We start from the raw sequence: 1,463 nt of genomic DNA, 5'->3' as shown, positions 1-1,463 counted from the left end.
AGCATGACCGTTTATCCGATCAGTTGACTTATGAAGGGGCCGATCTCGCCATTTGTCGCCCAACTGGCCCCGTAGAGCCGCTGCGTAGCGAGATTCTTGGTCGCGTTGGCGTGTTGTGTTTACTGTCCAAACAGCATCCTTTGGCGAATCAAGAGATGAGTTTGGACGACTATTTGAGCCACCCTCACGCGATGATTGCCATCAGTGACGGAGTGAAAGCGTTGATTGAGCAAGCTTTGATCGACAAGCCGCAACGCAAAATGGTGCTGCGTGCGTACCATTTAGAAGCTGCGCTGGCGATTGTGGATACACTACCTATCATCATTACCGTTCCGGCAGATTTGGCGTATCTGGTTGCTGAGCGCTATGACCTAGTCGTAAAACCGTTGCCATTCCAATTTACGCCTTTTGATTACTCGATGATTTGGCATGCGCGCTGTGAGCATTCTCCTGCTCAAGAATGGCTGCGCTCCGTGGTGCGTGAAGAGTGCAGCAGGCTGATTGCAAAGCGAATCGAAGACATGGGATTGAACTGATAATAAAAGAGCCAGCAACGCTGGCTCTATTTACGTGAAGTGCTGATTTGTAGCTTGATAACTATAGCTTGATAACAATGCGACCGGTTACTTGGCCGTTGGTAATATCTTCGGCGTATTTTGGCGCTTCAGCGAGCTCTACTTCAGTACACGCTTGCTCGAAGTAGCTGTCTGGTAGTAGCTCAACCAGTTTTTCCCACGCTGCGATGCGTTTTTCGGTTGGACACATCACGGAATCCACACCTTGCAGACGTCCATTACGTAGGATGAACGGCATTACTGTGGTTGGCAGGTCAAAACCGCCAGCAAGACCACACGCCGCGACGGCGCTTTTGTAATCTATTTGCGCCAATAATTTCACTAGCACTTTGATGACAACGGTTTTGACTGAGCCAGACCAAATTTGTTTTTCTAGTGGGCGTGCAGGCTCTTCAAATTCAACACGGTCGATGATGCGGCTTGCGCCCAGTTTTTCTAAAAGTGGACCGTTTTGTTCAACACGACCAGTAACGGCTGCCACTTTGTAGCCCAGTTGAGCCAGAAGTGTCAGTGCCTCCGAACCTACGCCGCCACTGGCGCCAGTGACAAGGATTTCGCCAGCTTCTGGTTTGATGTCAGCATCCAGCAGAGCTTGAACACACAGCATTGCGGTAAAGCCAGCTGTACCGACCATCATTGCTTTTTTGCTGTCTAAGCCTTTTGGTAGAGGAACCAACCAATCCGCCTTTAGACGTGCACGTTGCGCCATGCCGCCCCAGTGGTTTTCGCCGACACCCCAGCCAGTAAGAACGACTTTATCGCCTGCTTGGTAGCGTGCATCGTCAGAGCTTACGACCGTACCTGCTAGATCAATGCCTGGTACCATTGGGAAGTTGCGGATGATTTTACCTTTCCCTGTGATCGCAAGGCCGTCCTTGTAGTTTAACG

General features: G+C 50.6%; 2 protein-coding genes. One reads left to right on the top strand and one right to left on the bottom strand.

Annotation, left to right across the window (positions count from 1 at the left end; genetic code table 11):
• Positions 1-536: LysR substrate-binding domain-containing protein (locus tag R8N28_RS24685; protein WP_318183603.1), on the top strand; the 536-nt coding region annotated here is incomplete at its 5' end.
• A gap of 61 nt (positions 537-597) precedes the next feature.
• Here the strand turns inward: R8N28_RS24685 and R8N28_RS24680 are convergent.
• The coding region (locus tag R8N28_RS24680) for an MDR family oxidoreductase (RefSeq protein ID WP_318183602.1) at positions 598-1,463 on the bottom strand (866 nt) is incomplete at its 5' end.

The organism is Vibrio sp. Vb1554 (assembly GCF_033344235.1).
Note: the sequence above shows the minus strand (reverse complement) of the source record. Positions and strands in the feature narration are given on the sequence as shown.